This is a genomic window from Exiguobacterium sp. s146 (genome assembly GCF_018618415.1).
Classification (GTDB): domain Bacteria; phylum Bacillota; class Bacilli; order Exiguobacteriales; family Exiguobacteriaceae; genus Exiguobacterium.
Window position 1 is genome coordinate 909,196 of the sequence record NZ_JACSMA010000001.1, and the last position, 18,125, is coordinate 927,320.

Consider the following 18,125-nt stretch of genomic DNA (forward strand, 5'->3'; position numbering starts at 1 on the left):
TAATGATTCGAGGTGCGCTCGCGAGCGCACCTTTTTTATCGTGCCGAAAGCGAAAGAATTCGCTTGAATGTCCTAATCGCATCGACTACACTGACGATAATTGATTACGAGAGCGGGTGAACAGAGTGAACAAAGGCGTCATGCCGACGGTTGGGGCCTACGTCATGTGGGGCGTCCTACCGATTTATTGGAAGTTTTTGCAAGAAATACCGAGCGGTCAAATTTTGGCCCATCGCATCGTCTGGTCGTTCCTCTTCATCTTACTCGTCTTGAAATGGACGAAACAGTGGTCCGAGTTCAACTATGCGCTCCGGCACCGGGCGACAAGGAACGCCTTCATGTTGAACGGCTTCATCGTCAGCGCCAACTGGTTCGTCTACATATGGGCGGTCAATCACGGCTATATCATCGAAGCGTCACTCGGCTATTACATCAATCCGCTCGTGAGCATGGTGTTAAGTGTACTTGTTTTTCGGGAATCATTAAATCGAGTCCAGTGGCTGGCCGTGACCGTGGCGGCGATTGGCGTGCTCGTGTTGACGTTCGGTTATGGATCGTTCCCATGGATCGCATTCATCCTGGCCAGTACGTTCGGGTTTTACGGCATGGTGAAGAAACGCCGTCCGCTTGCGTCGACGGTCAGTCTCGGTATCGAGACGCTCGCTGTCGTGCCGGTCGCGATTCTATTCTTGGGCTGGCAGACGTCACAGGGCGGACTGACGATGACGACCGAGCCGGTCATTTGGGTCGCCTTGGTCGGGACGGGCGTGATGACGGCGTTGCCGTTGCTGTTGTTCGGGTACGGGGCGCAACATATCCCGTTCACGCTCGTCGGGTTTCTTCAGTTCATCGCGCCGACGCTCAGTCTCGCGATTGGCGTCATCCTTTATAATGAACCGTTCACGGGCTATCACATCTTTGCGTTCACATGTATATGGATTGCCATTTTCTTCTTTACTTGGAACAGCTGGGTGCAGACACGGAAACGCCGTCAACTCGTCTAAATTGAAAGCTGTTACATTTCAGCAAAACATGATAATATGTTAGATGTCAGACCTATATGTCAGACCGATATATCAGAGGAGGAATTTTACGATGGAATTAGCACGTTATATCGACCACACAGCCTTGAAAGCAGAAACAACGAAAGATCAAGTCACGAAACTTTGTGCCGAGGCGCTCGAATATAAATTCGCAAGCGTCTGTGTCAACCCGACATGGGTCAAGTACGCGGCGGAACAACTCAAATCAGATGACGACGTCAAAGTCTGCACGGTTATCGGCTTCCCACTCGGAGCCAACACGCCAGAAGTGAAAGCGTTCGAAACAAAAGACGCGATCGCCAACGGAGCGGATGAGATTGACATGGTCATCAACATCGGTGCCATGAAAGACGGCGACTTCGACCTCGTCGAGCGTGACATCCGTGCTGTCGTTGAAGCGGCGAACGGGACGCTTGTCAAAGTCATCTTCGAGACATGCCTCCTTACTAAAGAAGAAATTAAAAAAGCGGCTGAGCTTTCAGTCAAAGCCGGCGCAGACTTCGTGAAAACGTCGACTGGCTTCTCGACAGGCGGCGCGACGGTAGAAGCCATCCGCCTCATGCGTGAGACGGTCGGACCGGATCTCGGCGTCAAAGCTTCAGGCGGCGTACGTGATTACGAAGGCGCACAAGCGATGATTGATGCCGGCGCGACGCGCATCGGCGCATCGGCTGGAATCGCCATCGTCACAGGCGGACGTTCAGACAGCGACTATTAATAACTAGTGGTTGACCGCACGACTTACTTTCACTATAATATGTTATGACGTGTGAAACACGTTTCCTTAGTCGTGTAATTCGGAGGGAGGGAAAACTAGTGGAAACTCGTGTCCGTAAAAACGAATCGCTTGAAGACGCTCTTCGTCGTTTCAAACGCGGTGTTTCGAAAGATGGCACTCTTGCCGAAGTTCGCAAACGTCGTCACTACGAAAAGCCAAGCGTAAAACGTAAATTGAAATCAGAAGCTGCGCGTAAGCGTAAGAAATTCTAATTTCAGTTTCATTTGTAGAGAGGGTGTTAGCTCATGAGTCTTCAAGAACGCTTGACGGACGACATGAAGCAAGCCATGCGCGCGAAACAGAAAGATCGTCTCACGACGATCCGGATGGTCAAAGCGTCGCTCCAAAATGAGGCCATCAAATTTGGTCGACAAGATCTAACTGAGGAAGAGGAACTCACGGTGCTCAACCGAGAGATGAAACAGCGCAGAGACTCCCTCCGAGAATTCGAAAGCGCTGGTCGTGAAGACCTTGCATCTAAAGTTGCTGACGAGATTGTCGTACTAGAGGCCTATATGCCTGAACAACTTTCTGAAGATGAAGTCACGGCAATCGTGAAAGCAGCTATTGCTCAAACGAATGCTACAGGCCCGTCGGATATGGGTAAGGTGATGGGCGTCGTCATGCCTCAAGTTAAAGGCAAGGCAGACGGTGGTCTTGTGAACCGCATTGTCAAACAACAATTGACGAATTAATGAGAGAGACAGAGATTTTTGGGTCAAACCAAAAGTTTCTGTCTTTTTTTGCGTATTCCGAAACCAAAAGCAAACTTGTTTCGTATACACTAGAGATAAGAGGTAGCTTTGTAACTCGGAAGGGGGTAGCAATACGATGACATTTGGTCTCGGAGTGATTCTGACGGTGTTTTTTGTCGGAATCGTCCTTCTAGGAATTGAAGTGTTCGTTGCCGGTTTTGGATTGTTCGGCGTGCTAGGGATTGGGGCGGTCGTCGCCAGTTTGATTATGGCGGGCGCCACGATTGGTCAACTATGGTTGTCACTCGGTTTAGCCACGGCCATCGTCGCCGGACTCGGATTTTGGGCCTATCGTCGCCTGCAGTCCAATCGTTCGCTCATGTATAAAGGGTTAATTTTGACCGATTCGACGTCGACCGACAAAGGGTATTTGTCCCACGATGACCGCAAACGGTTGCTCGGGAAAGTCGGGGTCACGTTGACGCCGCTTCGCCCGGCGGGTACCGCTGAAATTGACGGAGAACGGATTGATGTCGTGACAGAAGGTAGCTATCTCGATTCGCAAACTAAAATTCAGGTGTATAAAGTCGATTCAGGACGCGTCGTCGTCCGTAGCTTTATTGAGCCGAAGGAGGATGTAACAGAATGACACCAGAACTATTGACTACGTTACTCATCTCAGGTGGAGGATTGATCGCACTCGCCGTGTTCTTCACGTTCGTACCGGTCGGGCTGTGGATCAGCTCGTTCGCCGCTGGCGTCCACGTCTCGATCTTCACACTAATCGGGATGCGACTCCGTCGCGTCGTCCCGTCGAAAATCGTCAACCCGCTCATCAAAGCAGTCAAAGCCGGCATCGGCTTGAACACGAACCAGCTCGAGAGTCACTTCTTGGCCGGCGGTAACGTCGACCGTGTCGTCAACGCCTTGATTGCGGCCCACCGTGCCGATATCGAACTCTCATTTGAACGTGCCGCCGCGATCGATCTCGCTGGCCGTAACGTGTTAGAGGCGGTCCAAATGTCCGTCAACCCGAAAGTTATCGAAACACCGTTCATTGCCGGTGTGGCCATGGACGGGATTGAAGTGAAGGCGAAAGCCCGCATCACGGTCCGCGCCAACATCGACCGTCTTGTCGGGGGTGCCGGGGAAGAGACGATTATCGCCCGTGTCGGTGAAGGGGTCGTCTCGACGATCGGTTCACAGCACAACCATAAACACGTCTTGGAGAACCCGGATATGATTTCACGTACCGTATTGACAAAAGGTCTTGATTCAGGGACCGCGTTTGAAATCCTATCGATCGATATCGCCGACATTGATATCGGTAAAAACATCGGGGCGGTCCTTCAGACCGACCAAGCCGAAGCAGATAAGAAAATCGCGCAAGCGAAAGCGGAAGAACGCCGCGCGATGGCGATTGCCCGTGAACAAGAGATGAAATCGTCTGTCGAAGAGATGCGCGCCAAAGTCGTCGCGGCCGAGGCGGAAGTTCCGCTCGCCATGGCCGATGCGCTTCGTCACGGCAAACTTGGGGTCATGGACTACGTCAACTACTTGAATGTTCAAGCAGATACGGAAATGCGCAAAGCGATCGGTCACCCAGTCGAATCTGACAAAGAGTGACCGGAATGGATGGATTATGGGTATTACTCCTCGCCGCCTTCGGAATCGCCTCGGCGGTCATGAAGCGGATGGAGAAATCATCATCTACTGGAGAACGGCCGCCGAGTACTGATTTGAAGCGGTATCTCGATACGGTCGGTGACATGATGAAGGAAGTCGAGGCGACGTTCGACGAGCCGCGCAACAATCAAGACAAGCCGGCTCCTCAGAAACTGCGCCGCCGTGTCGCCGCACCGGCCGAAACGACAGACCGACAGGCACCGCGTCGACGTGAAGAACTGCCGCACGTGAGTGCCCAGTTCGAACAGACGGTCAAGATTCCACCGATTACCGAGACGACCGAGTCGCGGCCACAACCGCGCATGTCGATGAAGCAAGTTCGACAAGCGGTCGTGTGGAGTGAAATTTTGCAACCGCCGGTGTCGAAACGCCGTCGTTAAACCTGAGGCAGTGACTCCGTGTCACTGCCTCTTTTTGTTGGAGGAATGAACGGTCTTTCTTTCACGAACGGCTTGATAGTGCTAAAGTAAAGAAGGAACAATCTACTGATGGGGAGGAGAAACAACCATTGATTATGACTGATAAAATTCCGTTCGTCATGGAACATGCGAACGAAGCGCAGGCGCTCCTCGGACCGAAGGACGAGGTCTTTCAAGCCATCGAGGCAGAACTCGCGGTCGCACTCACTCCTCGCGGAGAAGAATTGATCATTCAGGCCGATACGGCCGATACGCTCGAATTGACGAAGGCCGTCATCAAGACGTTGCAACAACTCGTAAAAAAAGGGGCTCGCTTGAACGAGAGCGATGCCATCAGTGTGATTCAACACATCAAGGTCGGCAAAGGCGACGAATTGCTCGAGCATTATGAGCGGGTCGTCTTTACGACAAACAAAGGGAAACCGATTCGGGCGAAGACGGTCGGGCAGAGCCGCTACGTCCGGGCCATCGAAAAACGTGACCTCGTGTTCGGAATCGGACCGGCGGGGACCGGGAAGACATACTTGGCCGTCGTCTTGGCGGCACGGGCGTTGAAAGAAGGGCAAGTCAAACGGATCATTTTGACGCGTCCGGCGGTCGAAGCGGGGGAGAACTTGGGCTTCTTGCCCGGGGACTTGAAAGAGAAAGTCGATCCGTACTTGCGTCCATTATACGACGCCCTGTTTGACGTCTATGGCGTCGAACAGACGAACCGGTTGCTCGAACGCGGCACAATCGAAGTCGCGCCGCTCGCCTACATGCGCGGTCGGACGCTTGAAGACGCGTTCGTCATTTTAGACGAGGCGCAGAACACGACGAAAGAACAGATGAAGATGTTTTTGACGCGACTCGGGTTCGGCTCAAAAATGGTCGTCACCGGTGACTTGACGCAAGTCGATTTACCGAAAGGGAAGGCGTCTGGGCTTCAAGAAGCGCTTCACCTGCTCGAAGGGGTCGATGGGATTCACTTCGAACACTTCACGTCGTCCGACGTCGTTCGCCATCCGCTCGTCAAGAAAATCATTAACGCCTATAGCACCGAACTCACATAACCAAAAGGGGGGGCACTGATGCAGCAAGCACGTCATTGGACGGTCGCGACAATCTCCGTCCTCTTTTTTCTCATTCTAGGCGCGATTCTATACTTTACAGTGCGCCCATCCATCATTAGCGTCGAACCACTCGGCATTGCCGAGCAGGACATCCGCTCACCGGTCACGATTGAAGATCGGACAGCGACGGAGCGGTTGCGTCAAGAGGCGGTCAACAGCGTCGGCAGTCAGTTCTCGTTGCGGCGCGAATTCGCCGATCAACAAATCGCCAAAGTCGAGCAACTGTTCGCGGCGTTCGAAGAGACGGAAGCGGACACCGAGCTGTCGGACATCAAAAATCGCTTGAACTCGACCGAAGTGAACGGATTCCTCGGTGACGATGAACTGAACCTTCTGCTCGAGGCGAGCGAGAACACGCGTCGTACGGTCGAAGACGTCACCGTGACCGCACTCCAAGAAGTGATGGAAAACCGCATCGAGACGAGCTCACAGTCGATCTCAGAAGCGAGAGAACGGGCCGAGACGCTCGTCGACCAATCACCGCTCTCACTCGAGTTCCGGGCCATCGCCAATAGCCTGAGCGATCAATTGATCGTCCCGAACTACGTGTTCGACTCCGAAGCGACGCGCGAAAGGGAACAGCAGGCGGTCGATGCAGTCGAGCCGGTCATCATTCAAGAAGGCCAGCTACTCGTCAATCAAGGCGAGGTCGTGACGCGCGAAATCTATCGAAAGCTCGAATTGACAGGAGCCATCGATCCCAATCGTTCGTTCGCACCGTTATTCGGGTCATACTTACTGAGCGGACTGTTGACGTCCGGATTTCTCTTCATGTTGATTCGGTCGAAAATTCAACAATTGTTACTCCGCCCTAAAATCTTGATTACCGTCTATGGCTTATTATTGTTACAGCTCGGCATCTTCTTTGGTGTCGGGTATATCGGCATCGAGTTTACGACGTATGCGTATGTGCTCGCACCGACGGCGTTCGTCGTCCTCTTGCTGCGCATCCTCGTCGATGAGCGGGTCGCGCTCGCCTCGGCTTTGATTACGATGATTGCCGGGTCGGTTGTGGCGAGTTTTGGGCAAAATACGAGCTTCATGACGGTCGTCTATTTCGCGACCGGAAGTTTCTTGGCCGTCTTCCTCGTCGAACCGAAAATTCAGCGCAAGCGACTATTCCTGTCCGGCGTGTTGCTCGGCATCATCAATATCATCATGGTGCTCGCACTGTTGTTCTTGCGTAACACGCAAGTGACGTGGGAGATGGTCGCGTACTTGTCCGGCTTCGCCATCACGAGCGCGTTGCTCTCCATCGTGCTCACGTTCGGCTTCTTGCCGTTCCTCGAACCGTGGTTTGGCGTGCTGTCGTCGGGTCGTCTCATCGAGCTGATGAGCCCGACGCATCCGCTCTTGCGCAAGTTGTTGATGGAGGCGCCAGGCACGTATCATCACAGCATGATGGTCGCCAATTTGGCTGAGTCGGCATGTGAGGCGATTGGCGCCGACGGTCTGCTCGCCCGGGTCGCCAGTTATTATCATGACCTTGGGAAGACCGAGCGCCCGCTCCATTTCATCGAGAATCAGCAGAACGGCGTCAACCCGCATGACCGGCTCACACCGGAGGAATCGGCCGACATCATCATGGCCCATCCGTATGACGGGGCCGACCTGTTGAGTCGGTATAAGTTGCCAAAAGAGATTATCGATATCGCCGAGCAACATCACGGCACATCGCTCTTGAAGTTCTTTTATGTGAAAGCGAAAGAAACGCGTGACGTCAGTGAATCGCGGTTCCGTTATCCGGGACCGAAGCCGCAGACGCGCGAGGCGGCGGTCGTCATGATCGTCGATTCAATCGAGGCGGCGGTCCGGTCGCAGAAGCAACCGACGCCAGAACGGATTCGTCAGCTCGTCAGTTCGATCATTCGTGATAAGCTACAAGACGGACAATTCGAAGACTGCGAGTTGACGACGAAAGAAATATGGCGCGTCGGGGAAAGCGCGTGTGAGACGCTGACCGGCCTGTTCCACGAACGGATCGAGTATCCAGAACTGAAGAAAGAAGGAGACTTACATGCAAATCATTTCGAACGATGAGCACGGCTTATTGTCGGATGCTCAAATCGAGCTCGTTGAATCTATATTGGTCCATGCGGCGACAGAAGAAGACGTCGAAGAACCGAGTGAGCTATCGGTCACATTCTTGACGAATGATGAGATTCAAGCAATCAACCGAGAATGGCGCGGTAAAGATACGGCAACCGACGTCATCAGCTTCGCCTTCGACGAGATGGGAGAAGACGAGATGGACTTCATGCTCGATGAAGACGAGCCCCGTCTCCTCGGAGACCTTCTCATCTCGGTCGAGCGCTGCCGGGAACAGGCGGCCGATTATGGCCACTCGTTCGAACGGGAACTCGGATTCTTGGCGATTCACGGATTCCTCCACTTGCTCGGATATGACCATATGACGCCCGAGGAAGAAGCAGAGATGACGGCACGCCAAGAACAAGTGCTCGCTCACTTCGAGCTGAAACGAGGCGAAGTGTGAAACCGTTCTGGTTCGCCTTGCACGGGATCGTGCACGCGGTGCGGACCGAACGCAACATGCTGATTCATCTCGTATCGAGTCTGCTCGTCGTCGCGTTTGCCTGGTGGCTCCCGACGACGAAACTCGAGAACTTGATTCTGTTCGGCTGGGTCGTGCTCGTCATCGCGCTCGAATTGATGAACACAGCGGTCGAACGCACGGTCGACCTCGTCACGAAAGACATCCACCCGCTCGCGAAACAAGCGAAAGATGTCGCGGCCGGGTCGGTCCTCGTCGCAGCAATCGGGGCCGCCATCACGGCATTATTCATTTTTGGCCCTTATATAATCGACAAATTCGTTATATGATTGAGCGTATTGGAAATTTAGAAAGCAGGTGCACTATGTATCAAGAAGATTTTAAATCAGGTTTTGTGTCCATCATCGGTCGTCCGAACGTCGGGAAATCGACGTTCTTGAATCGGGTTATCGGACAAAAGATTGCCATCATGTCAGACAAGCCTCAGACGACGCGCAACAAGGTCCAAGGTGTCTATACGGCGGATGATTCACAAATCATCTTTATCGACACGCCAGGGATTCATAAGCCGAAACACCGTCTCGGCGATTTCATGATGAAAGTCGCGACGAACGCACTTCGTGAAGTCGACGCCATCCTCTTCATGGTCAACGTCACGGAACCGCGCGGCGCCGGCGATGAGTTCATCATCGAGAAGTTGAAAGGGCTCGATACGCCGATTATTCTCGTCATGAACAAAATCGACTTGATTCATCCGGACGAGATTCCGGCTGTCATCGAGCAGTATACGAACCAACTTGATTTCGCGGCGTACGTCCCGATTTCGGCACTTCAAGGCAACAACGTCGAACCGCTCCTCAAGGAAATCAAAAAGTTGCTCCCGGAAGGACCGATGTATTACCCGGCCGACCAAGTGACCGACCACCCGGAACGATTCATCATCTCGGAATTGATTCGTGAGAAAGTGCTCCATAAAACGCGAGATGAAGTGCCGCACTCCATCGCGGTCGCCATCGAATCGATCAAGAAACGGGAAAACTCGGAAATGATCGATGTCGAGGCCGTCATCATGGTCGAGCGTGATTCGCAAAAAGGAATCGTCATCGGTAAAAAAGGTGCGATGCTTCGCGAGATCGGGACAGAGGCGCGTCACGACATCGAGGCGCTCCTCGGGACGAAAGTCTATTTGAACCTATGGGTGAAAGTGCAAAAAGATTGGCGTAACAAGATGGGCCAACTCCGCGACCTCGGTTTCCGCGACGACGAGTATTAAGCCATGTTGCAAAAGGTCACGGGAATCGTTATTCGGACCGTCAATTACGGAGAGTCGAACAAAGTCGTCACCTTGTTCACCGAAGAACTCGGAAAAGTTGCCGTCATGGCACGAGGGGCGAAGAAGCCGGGTAGCCGTCTGCATTCGTCGAGTCAGCCGTTCGTCGAGGCGGTGTATATCTTTCCGGCGAGTCGTGGCCTCGGCCAATTGAAATCGTCGGACGTGATCACGTCTTATCCTGAAATCCGAAAAGACGTCGAGCGCATGGCATACGCCATGTACTGGCTCGAACTCGTCGACCGGACGGTGGAGGACCGCGTCCCGAACCGCCCGCTCTATCGCATCTTGAACGACGCCTTACAGGCGCTCAACGCAGGCATGGACCCTGACGTGATCACGCATCACTTTGAACTGCGCATATTGCACTTGCTCGGGGTTGCACCGGTCTTGACCGGATGTATCCGGTGTAACGATGTGACCGACCCGATGTACTTCTCGGTGACGGCCGGCGGTTTTCTTTGTGCCCGGCACCAAGAAGAAGGATCGATTCGCATGAGCGAGCGTTTGGCGAAGCTGATCTATTTGATGAGCCGGCACGAGCTGTCCGAATTCAGTAACGTCCCGCTCACGAAAGAGACACGGATTCTGCTCAGACAGCTGTTTGATGCGTATATGGACTCCTATAGCGGGCTGCGGTTGAAGACGAAACGGGTCCTCGACCAAATGCAACGATTGTACTTGAACGATGATTGACTTTTTCGACAAGATTCGATACCATAATCTACGATTAGACAAATGAAATAGCGTGCGCAATGAAGGAAAACAAGTAGCTTTTATACCGTGGGTGCAGCGAGTTCGGGAAGGTGGAAGCCGAACGCCAGGTTGAAGTGAATGGCAATTCCGGAGCGCCCACAATCCAAAGAGTGGCCTCATCTCGAGGCAAGTAGGGTGGAACCGCGGGTAATCCCGTCCCTATGTGCATGGCACATAGGGGCGTTTTTTGTCGTTTCAATACTTTTGGAGGTGTCACATATGAAGCACATGACCGTGCAAGAAATTATTTTGACGTTGCAAAACTTCTGGGCGTCGAAAGGCTGTTTGACGATGCAAGCGTATGACGTGGAGAAAGGGGCCGGCACGATGAACCCGATGACGTTCCTACGGAGTCTCGGACCCGAGCCGTGGAACGTTTGCTACACAGAGCCATCACGTCGTCCGGCAGATGGTCGGTACGGAGAAAACCCGAACCGCCTGTATCAGCACCACCAATTCCAAGTCATCATGAAGCCGTCGCCAAGCAACATCCAAGAGCTTTACTTAGAGAGCTTAGAGTTGATTGGCATCAACCCGCTCGAGCACGACATCCGTTTCGTCGAGGATAACTGGGAAAACCCGACGTTCGGTGCGGCCGGACTCGGTTGGGAAGTCTGGTTGAACGGGATGGAGATCACCCAGTTCACGTATTTCCAACAAGTCGGTGGAATCGAGTGTGACCCGATCGCCGTCGAGATCACGTACGGTCTCGAACGTCTCGCGTCATACATCCAAGAAGTCGAGAGCGTGTTCGACCTCGTCTGGACAGACGGATTCAAGTATGGCGATATCTTCTATCAGCCGGAATTCGAACATTCAAAATATACGTTCGAGCTCTCGGACGTCGACATGTTGTTCACGTTGTTCGACACGTATGAAAAAGAAGCGAAGCGTGCCTTGGACGAAAACCTCGTCTTCCCGGCTTACGACTATATCCTTAAATGTTCGCATACGTTCAACCTTCTCGATGCGAAAGGCGCCATCTCGGTGACAGAACGGACCGGTTTCATTCAACGCGTCCGTAACATGTCTCGTGCATGTGCCGCCAAATTTATCGAAGAGCGGGAACGCCTCGGTTTCCCACTTTTGAACCAACAGAAAGCAGGTGCCCTTGATGCGTGACCTTTTATTAGAAATCGGACTTGAAGAATTGCCAGCCCAATACGTCCTTCGTTCAGAGAAACAATTGGCGGAACGCGTCACGAACTTCTTGACGGAAGCCCGTGTCCAATTCGGTGCGATCACCGTTTATTCGACACCGCGCCGCCTCGCCGTTCTCGTCAAGGACGTGGAAGAGAACCAACAAGATTTGACGGAGACGCTTCGCGGACCGGCGAAGAAAATCGCCCAAGACGCTGAAGGGAACTGGTCGAAAGCAGCCGCTGGTTTTGCCCGTGGCCGCGGTCTGTCGGTCGACGACTTGTATTTCGCTGAAGAGAAGGGTGTCGAGTACGTTTTCGCCGACCGTCATGAATCAGGTCAACCGACGAGCACGTTGCTCCCGGCACTCGAAGACGTCGTCCGTGGCATGACGTTCCCGAAAAACATGAAGTGGGGCACGAGCAGCCTGCGCTACATGCGTCCGATTCGTTGGCTCGTCGCCTTATTCGGTGCCGAACAAATCGATTTCGAAATCGAAGGCGTGAAGACGGGGAACGTGACACGTGGTCACCGTTTCTTGAGCAAGGGTGACGTCGTCATCCCAGAACCGGCCGCTTACGCCGAGACGCTTGAACGCGAGTTCATCGTCGCTTCGTACGAGGACCGGAAAGGACGCATCGAACGTCAAATCGAGGAATTGGCTTCAGAACAGGGCTGGACCGTCCCGCTTGACGCGTCGTTGCTCGAAGAAGTGACGAACCTCGTCGAGTGGCCGACTGCACTGTTCGGTGAATTCGATGTCCGTTATCTCGAACTTCCGGAAGAGGTCTTGATTACGACGATGAAAGAACATCAACGCTATTTCCCGGTCTATATCGGTGAAACGCTTCAAAACTATTTCGTGACCGTCCGTAACGGGAATGCCGAACACCTTCAAAACGTTGCCAGAGGGAACGAAAAGGTCATCCGGGCCCGTCTTGCTGATGCCGTCTTCTTCTATGAGGAAGACCAAAAGACGAAGATTGACGAGCAACTCGTCCGTCTCGACCGCATCGTCTTCCATGAAAAATTGGGCACGACGGGAGACAAGGTCCGTCGCGTCGAACAGCTCGCAGGAACGCTTGCACCATTGTTCCAGGCGGATGCGGCCAAAGTGGCTCGTGCCGGTGCCATCCATAAGTTCGACCTCGTCAGCCAAATGGTGTACGAGTTCACAGAACTCCAAGGGGTGATGGGCGAGAAATATGCGCTTCAACAAGGTGAGGACAAGGAAGTGGCCGCGGCAATCCGTGAGCACTACATGCCGCGCTTTGCTGGGGATGACTCGCCGGCGACGCCGACGGGTGCCGTACTTGCCCTTGCCGATAAACTGGATTCGATTGCCGCCTTCTTCGGAATCGGCATGATCCCGAGCGGTTCACAAGACCCGTTCGCGCTCCGTCGCCAAGCCCAAGGGGTCGTTCAAATTTTGGCAGATTGGAAGATTGCCTTGCCACTCGACAAATTACTTTCACAAGTTGTCGATTCGCAACTTCAGGCAGGACTTTACGATGCCGATAAAGAACAAGTCAAGGCGCAACTCGAGGACTTCTTCATGCTTCGCTTGAAGTATCGTCTGCAAGAGCGACACGTCCGTTACGATGTCATTGACGCCGTCTTGACGACTGGCCTTGCAATCGACCGACTCGATGCGAGAGCGGATGCGGTTCAAGCCATGCTCACGAGCGAGGCGAAAACGCTCATCGAACAATTGACACGCGTCGTCAACATCGCCAAAAAAGGCGAGGCAGGGGACGTCGATTCATCATTGTTTGAAAATACGGAGGAGAAAGATCTCCACGCTGCCATCGAAGCGACGTTACCGGAGACGGAACGCGCGGTCGAGGTGGGCGACTATCATCAGGCAATCGCATCATTGCGCGCTCTAGAACATCCGATTAGCGCTTATTTTGAAAATACAATGGTCATGAGCGATGTCGAGGCGATTCGTGAGAACCGTCTGCGCGAGATGAAGCGACTCGCTGCGACGATCGAGCGTGTCGCCGATTTTAGCGCGCTCGTACTCTGACCAAACTTGAGGGGGTTGGCTATGCAGCTGAATGAACGCCAACAGAAGATCGTTGAAATCGTAAGGGTCAACGGACCAATCACGGGAGAGCAGATCGCCCAAGAATTATCGCTCACCCGGGCCACGCTCCGACCGGACCTTGCCATCTTGACGATGACTGGAATACTAGAAGCTCGACCGCGTGTCGGCTACACGTTCGTCGGCAAACGAAACTCATCTTTGCTTCGAGAAAAACTCGACTCGCTGACGGTCGGCGACTTTATGTCGTCGGCGAAAGTCGTCAGTAACGAGATGACGGTGTATGACGCTGTCGTGACGTTGTTCTTAGAAGACGTCGGCTCGCTGTTCGTCGTCGGGAAAGACAATGAGCTCGTCGGCGTCCTATCACGTAAAGATTTGCTCCGGGCCGCCATCGGCAATCAAGATCTCGATCAATTGCCGGTCAACGTCATCATGACCCGGATGCCGAACATCACGGTGTGTGAGAAGAGTGAGACGTTGATTCGGGCCGGAATGAAGTTGATTGAGAAACAAATCGATGCCATGCCGGTCGTTGAAGAGAAGGATGGCAAGCTGATCGTGCTCGGTCGCATGACGAAGACGAACATGACGAAAGTATTGATCGCGCTCGCTAACGATGAGTCGTTCTGAGGAGGAATCTGGTTTGACACTGACACAAAAACAACTCGTATTTGTCGTGAGCGACTCGGTCGGCGAGACGTGTGAACTCGTCGTCCGGGCCGCGAGCATCCAATTCCATGAGAATGCGATTGAGACGCTCCGCATCCCGTTCGTCGAAGATGAACAGACGATTCAGGATGTCGTGACACAAGCGCGTGCCCAAGGAGCGGTCATCGCCTTCACGTTGGTCAATGAAGAACATCGGTCGCTGCTCGTCCGTCTCGGACATGAGTACGGTGTCAAGACGGTCGATTTGTTAGGGGACTTGCTCGATGTGCTCGCAGGCCAACTCGGCGAGAGTCCGCGCGAAAAACCGGGACTCATCTATCGGTTGGATGAGGATTACTTCCGTAAAATCGAAGCGATGGAGTTCGCGGTCAAATACGATGACGGACGTGATCCACGCGGGTTGAAAAAGGCGGATATCGTCCTCGTCGGCGTCTCTCGGACGTCGAAGACGCCGCTCTCGCAGTATTTGGCACTGAAGCGCTATAAGGTCGCGAACGTCCCGCTCGTGCCAGAGTCACGCCCGCCGGAAGAACTGTTTGAACTGCCGCCGGACAAGTGTGTTGGCTTGATCATCTCACCTGACAAATTGATCTCGATTCGGATGGAACGGTTGAAGTCGCTCGGCCTAAAACCCGAGGCCGACTACGCCCAACTTGAACGAATTAACCGAGAGCTCGAATATGCCCGTGGGATTTACGAGCGAATCGGTTGTGAGGTCATCGATGTGACGAACAAGGCTGTCGAAGAGACGGCCGGCATCATTTTGCGGATGCTCGATCAATCAAAAGAGGATTGAGCACTCGGATTAGTAATCGACTGGTGATAACGGTATAATAGAGTACTGACATGACATTGAAACGGAACGTGGTGAACGTTCCGTTTCGTTGCGAGTTTGGATAGGGAGTGGTCAAGTTGCCGCGGATACCGGATGAAGTCATTGCGGAAGTAAAACAAGCCACAGATATCGTTGATTTAATCAGTGAACGCGTTGAGTTGAAGAAGCAAGGACATCGCCTCGTCGGGCTTTGTCCGTTCCACTCGGAGAACAGCCCATCGTTTTCCGTGTCCCCCGAGAAAGGGATGTATCACTGTTTCGGGTGCGGCGCCGGTGGAAACGTGTTCACGTTCGTCATGGAGACGGAAGGACTATCGTTTCCCGAGACGATTGAACGTCTCGCGACGCGGGCGAATATCGCCATCGAGGGCGGCGTGTCGGGCGATGAAGAGTTGTCGCGTGACCAAGTCCTCCGCAAACAGATGCGCGATGCCCATCGGGTCGTGGCCGACTTATATCATGAAGTGTTGATGAAGACCGAGGCGGGCGAAGTCGGATTGACGTACTTGCAACAGCGCGGTTTAGAGGAATCGACGATCGGGCAGTATAAAATTGGTTACGCGCCCGACCATCGCCGGTTCACCGTGGATTCATTAGAGCGGAGAGGTTTCGACCTCGAGGTCATGGTAGAAGCGGGATTGATTTCTAAGTCGAGGTCCGGTGAATATTTCGACCGGTTCGAAGGCAGAGTCGTCTTTCCGATTGCGGATCGAGACGGCACCATCGTCGGATTTAGCGGACGGGCGATCGATGAGCGACAGCCAAAGTACGTCAATACGGCGGATACACCGTTATTCAACAAGAGTGAACTCTTATTCGGGTTCTCCCAGGCCCGGGCCACGATGCGCAAACAAAAACGTGTCTTGCTCGTCGAAGGAAACGTCGACGTCCTGCAAGTCGCACAAGCCGGGACGAAAGAAGTCGTCGCCTCGCTCGGGACGGCGTTCTCGTCCCAACATGCTCGCGCCTTGGCCCGCATGGTCGAAGAAGTCATCATCTGTTACGACGGCGATACGGCCGGGCAAGAAGCGACGATGAAAGTCGTCCGCCTGCTCGAAAGTTTTCCGCTCGACGTGCAAGTGTTGATGCTACCTGAAAAGACCGACCCGGACGACTACATTCGGACGAACGGGGCGGAACAATGGCGTAAATTGGTCGAATCGGAACGGTTGTCCGTTCTCGATTTCATGAACCGCACGCTCCGGCGTGGGAAAAACATGAATCGAGAAGGAGAACGGATTCGGTTTATTGAATCTATGCTTGTGGAAATCAGTAAAACGGATAATTCGATTCGTCGCGACCTGTATGTGAAGAAACTGGCCGACGAATTTGAGATCCCGGTCGACACGCTCTTGTCGCGCATGCCGAAGGCGGCCTCGAAAGAAGCCGCACCGCAGCCTATACGCGAACCGGAGCCGGTCCGCCGGCGTTCGTCTAAAGCGAACGAACCACGCTACGTCAAGGCGGAGAAGTTATTGCTGCGCGCGATGTTGAGCGGACCGGAGCGGGTTCGTTTCGTCCGGGACCGTCTCGGCCTGGCCTACCAGGACGAGGTACATCGTATGTTGGCGACGGCACTGTATGAAATCGTCTCCGAAGACATGACGCATGAAGAGTTCGAACAAGTCGCACCGCCATTCATGGAACGGTATTGCGACCAACGTCCGGACTACGCGAATCGTTATGCCGAGGTTCGACTCATGGCCGCACCGGATGAACTGACCGAAGAGGTTTTAGATGAATACATTAAGGTCATAAACAGTTATGAGGAACAGCGTCAAATCGAACGGGCGAAAAGGGAAATCGGACAAGATGCCGAAAGTATAGTAGACCAGGCATCCAAGTTACAAGAATTGATTACCCGGAGTCGTCGTCTTCGTGAACGATGAACGTGGAGGAAGTTTGGAAGGAGTTGAACTGCTAGATGGCAGAGAAGAAAAAAGAGGATTTATTTAACGCCATAGAGGAACTTGAGAAATTAGGGAAGAAAAAAGGCGTCGTATCGATGCAGGAGATTCAAGACCGTCTCAGCCATTTCGAGGTGGATTCAGACTTTATCGATAACTTCATCGAAGATTTAGAAGGTAAAGATATCCGCGTCACAGAAGATGCGGCCGATGCCGAAGAGACACCATCGAAAAAAGAGGACGAAGAGGTCGATTTGAACGACTTGTCCGTCCCGCCAGGCATTAAAATCAATGACCCGGTCCGCATGTACTTGAAAGAAATCGGACGCGTCGATTTGCTCAGCGCGAAAGACGAGACCGAACTCGCGAAGCGGATTGAACAAGGTGACGAAGAGGCGAAGAAGCGCCTTGCCGAAGCCAACCTCCGTCTCGTCGTCTCAATCGCGAAACGCTATGTCGGACGTGGCATGCTCTTCCTCGACTTGATTCAAGAAGGGAACATGGGCCTCATTAAAGCCGTCGAGAAGTTCGACTATATGAAAGGGTTCAAGTTCTCGACATACGCGACATGGTGGATCCGTCAAGCGATCACCCGCGCCATCGCCGACCAAGCCCGGACAATCCGGATTCCGGTCCACATGGTCGAGACGATCAATAAATTGATTCGTGTCCAACGTCAGTTGTTGCAAGACCTCGGTCGTGAACCGTCACCTGAAGAGATTGCCAAAGAGATGGAACTCACACCTGAGAAGGTGCGTGAAATCTTGAAAATCGCTCAAGAGCCGGTCTCGCTCGAGACGCCAATCGGTGAAGAGGACGATTCACACCTCGGTGATTTCATTGAAGACCAAGATGCGATGGCACCGCAAGATGCGGCCGCGTATGAATTGCTTAAAGAACAACTTGAAGATGTGCTCGACACGCTCACGGACCGTGAAGAGAACGTTCTCCGTCTCCGTTTCGGTCTCGATGACGGTCGCACGCGTACGCTTGAAGAAGTCGGGAAAGTGTTTGGCGTCACCCGTGAGCGGATTCGTCAAATCGAGGCGAAGGCACTTCGCAAACTTCGTCACCCGAGCCGTTCGAAACGCTTGAAAGACTTCCTCGATTAATCGTGTTTTTGAATAAAATGTGAAGTTTTAGAAGAAAGGAAGGAAAATGAGTGATTTTCCTTCCTTCTTTATTATTTTTTG

Annotated in this window: 19 protein-coding genes; all 19 read left to right on the forward strand. The window is 53.2% G+C overall.

Annotated features, from left to right (window positions below; translation table 11 throughout):
* Positions 1-125 precede the first annotated feature (125 nt).
* The 19 genes from rarD (at position 126) to rpoD (ending at position 18,044) form a co-directional block, all read left to right on the forward strand.
* Positions 126-1,004, forward strand: a complete 879-nt coding sequence (rarD, locus tag KNP83_RS04660) for an EamA family transporter RarD (protein WP_353048511.1) — start codon at positions 126-128, stop codon at positions 1,002-1,004.
* A 91-nt stretch (positions 1,005-1,095) separates the two neighbouring features.
* Positions 1,096-1,761 (forward strand): deoxyribose-phosphate aldolase, encoded by a 666-nt coding sequence (deoC, locus tag KNP83_RS04665; RefSeq protein ID WP_214760967.1) that lies wholly within the window; start codon positions 1,096-1,098, stop codon positions 1,759-1,761.
* Between the two features lie 77 nt (positions 1,762-1,838).
* A complete protein-coding gene (gene rpsU, locus KNP83_RS04670; RefSeq protein WP_029334745.1) occupies positions 1,839-2,033 on the forward strand; it encodes a 30S ribosomal protein S21 in 195 nt (64 codons plus the stop codon).
* A gap of 33 nt (positions 2,034-2,066) precedes the next feature.
* Positions 2,067-2,516, forward strand: a complete 450-nt coding sequence (locus KNP83_RS04675) for a GatB/YqeY domain-containing protein (protein WP_021065683.1) — start codon at positions 2,067-2,069, stop codon at positions 2,514-2,516.
* Between the two features lie 136 nt (positions 2,517-2,652).
* Positions 2,653-3,165, forward strand: coding sequence for an NfeD family protein (locus KNP83_RS04680; RefSeq protein WP_214760969.1), 513 nt, complete (start codon positions 2,653-2,655; stop codon positions 3,163-3,165).
* The gene (gene floA, locus KNP83_RS04685) at positions 3,162-4,142 is read left to right on the forward strand and encodes a flotillin-like protein FloA (RefSeq protein ID WP_034778121.1); all 981 of its coding nucleotides are present in this window, start codon (positions 3,162-3,164) and stop codon (positions 4,140-4,142) included. The genes KNP83_RS04680 and floA overlap by 4 nt, the downstream gene beginning before the upstream one ends.
* A gap of 5 nt (positions 4,143-4,147) precedes the next feature.
* The gene (locus KNP83_RS04690; RefSeq protein ID WP_214760971.1) at positions 4,148-4,582 is read left to right on the forward strand and encodes a hypothetical protein; all 435 of its coding nucleotides are present in this window, start codon (positions 4,148-4,150) and stop codon (positions 4,580-4,582) included.
* A 134-nt stretch (positions 4,583-4,716) separates the two neighbouring features.
* On the forward strand, positions 4,717-5,673 hold the full coding sequence (locus KNP83_RS04695; RefSeq protein WP_031199860.1) for a PhoH family protein: 957 nt from the start codon (positions 4,717-4,719) through the stop codon (positions 5,671-5,673).
* 18 nt (positions 5,674-5,691) lie between these two features.
* Entirely contained in the window at positions 5,692-7,773 is a 2,082-nt protein-coding gene (locus tag KNP83_RS04700; RefSeq protein WP_214760973.1) for an HD family phosphohydrolase, read from the forward strand.
* A complete protein-coding gene (ybeY, locus tag KNP83_RS04705; protein ID WP_214760976.1) occupies positions 7,751-8,227 on the forward strand; it encodes an rRNA maturation RNase YbeY in 477 nt (158 codons plus the stop codon). Before KNP83_RS04700 ends, ybeY begins: the two co-directional genes overlap by 23 nt.
* The gene (locus KNP83_RS04710; RefSeq protein ID WP_214760978.1) at positions 8,224-8,574 is read left to right on the forward strand and encodes a diacylglycerol kinase family protein; all 351 of its coding nucleotides are present in this window, start codon (positions 8,224-8,226) and stop codon (positions 8,572-8,574) included. The genes ybeY and KNP83_RS04710 overlap by 4 nt, the downstream gene beginning before the upstream one ends.
* A gap of 35 nt (positions 8,575-8,609) precedes the next feature.
* Complete coding sequence (gene era, locus KNP83_RS04715; protein WP_214753083.1) at positions 8,610-9,518, forward strand: GTPase Era; 909 nt, start codon at positions 8,610-8,612, stop codon at positions 9,516-9,518.
* Between the two features lie 3 nt (positions 9,519-9,521).
* Positions 9,522-10,271: a DNA repair protein RecO gene (gene recO, locus KNP83_RS04720; protein ID WP_214760980.1), complete on the forward strand. Its 750-nt coding sequence runs from the start codon at positions 9,522-9,524 to the stop codon at positions 10,269-10,271.
* 288 nt (positions 10,272-10,559) lie between these two features.
* Positions 10,560-11,453, forward strand: a complete 894-nt coding sequence (gene glyQ, locus KNP83_RS04725; protein WP_370447070.1) for a glycine--tRNA ligase subunit alpha — start codon at positions 10,560-10,562, stop codon at positions 11,451-11,453.
* Entirely contained in the window at positions 11,446-13,500 is a 2,055-nt protein-coding gene (gene glyS, locus KNP83_RS04730) for a glycine--tRNA ligase subunit beta (RefSeq protein WP_214760981.1), read from the forward strand. Before glyQ ends, glyS begins: the two co-directional genes overlap by 8 nt.
* Before the next feature lie 21 nt (positions 13,501-13,521).
* The gene (gene ccpN / locus KNP83_RS04735; protein WP_214760983.1) at positions 13,522-14,151 is read left to right on the forward strand and encodes a transcriptional regulator CcpN; all 630 of its coding nucleotides are present in this window, start codon (positions 13,522-13,524) and stop codon (positions 14,149-14,151) included.
* Positions 14,138-14,986 (forward strand): pyruvate, water dikinase regulatory protein, encoded by an 849-nt coding sequence (locus KNP83_RS04740; protein WP_214760985.1) that lies wholly within the window; start codon positions 14,138-14,140, stop codon positions 14,984-14,986. Before ccpN ends, KNP83_RS04740 begins: the two co-directional genes overlap by 14 nt.
* 107 nt (positions 14,987-15,093) lie before the next feature.
* Positions 15,094-16,914, forward strand: coding sequence for a DNA primase (gene dnaG, locus KNP83_RS04745; RefSeq protein ID WP_353048512.1), 1,821 nt, complete (start codon positions 15,094-15,096; stop codon positions 16,912-16,914).
* Between the two features lie 35 nt (positions 16,915-16,949).
* A complete protein-coding gene (rpoD, locus tag KNP83_RS04750) occupies positions 16,950-18,044 on the forward strand; it encodes an RNA polymerase sigma factor RpoD (protein ID WP_021065698.1) in 1,095 nt (364 codons plus the stop codon).
* Positions 18,045-18,125 lie beyond the last annotated feature (81 nt).